The following is an 853-nucleotide window of genomic DNA, read 5'->3' on the forward strand; positions in this document are numbered from 1 at the left end:
TCGCTAGTAATCGCGAATCAGAATGTCGCGGTGAATACGTTCCCGGGTCTTGTACACACCGCCCGTCACACCATGGGAGTTGGTAACGCCCGAAGTCAGTGACCCAACCGTTTACGGAGGGAGCTGCCGAAGGCGGGACTGATAACTGGGGTGAAGTCGTAACAAGGTAGCCGTATCGGAAGGTGCGGCTGGATCACCTCCTTTCTAAGGAAGAACAAGTAAAGAATGGGTTTCATTGTTTAGTTATTAAGGAACAGCAAAAGCTGTAGACTTTACAGTTTCAAAAACTGAATAACTATTGCTGGTGGCGATGCGCTTAGGGGACACACCCGTTCCCATCCCGAACACGATGGTTAAGACCTAAGCGGCCGATGGTACTGCACTGGAGACGGTGTGGGAGAGCAGGTGGCTGCCAGCTTCAAACGGGGACGTAGCTCAGTTGGGAGAGCACCTGCCTTGCAAGCAGGGGGTCGAGAGTTCGAATCTCTTCGTCTCCATCCGGAAAGAAAACTTCCGGGCGTCGGAAACGACTGAGGGCTTATAGCTCAGCCGGTTAGAGCGCACGCCTGATAAGCGTGAGGTCGGTGGTTCGAGTCCACTTAAGCCCACTGGATTTGAGTTATTCAAGTCCAAAAGATGTACCTTGAAAACCGCATATACAATCTATATTGAAAACGTAAAACGTTAGAGATAGGAAAAGACATCCGAGGCATCATGTGTGAGAGCATGTGATGTTATCAAACCAGAGATAATCGAAAGATTATTGAATCAATTGCTTTTAAAGCAGAGAACACAAAAGCCTGTCATCAACGCTATGATGGCAGCGGACCAAGAATACAGGTCAAGCATTAAG

The 853-nt window shown here is 48.9% G+C and carries 2 tRNA genes and 2 rRNA genes; all 4 read left to right on the forward strand.

The features are described 5' to 3' along the window. A 16S ribosomal RNA gene (locus DW965_RS18770) occupies positions 1-204 on the forward strand; the annotation flags it as partial. 96 nt (positions 205-300) lie between these two features. Continuing rightward, positions 301-418 (forward strand): 5S ribosomal RNA (rrf, locus tag DW965_RS18775). 6 nt (positions 419-424) lie between these two features. Beyond that, positions 425-497 (forward strand) — tRNA-Ala (locus tag DW965_RS18780). A gap of 37 nt (positions 498-534) precedes the next feature. Continuing rightward, positions 535-608, forward strand: a tRNA-Ile gene (locus DW965_RS18785). Positions 609-853: the final 245 nt, after the last annotated feature.

It is taken from the genome of Blautia sp. AM47-4, assembly GCF_003479865.1.
Taxonomy (GTDB): domain Bacteria; phylum Bacillota; class Clostridia; order Lachnospirales; family Lachnospiraceae; genus Fusicatenibacter; species Fusicatenibacter saccharivorans.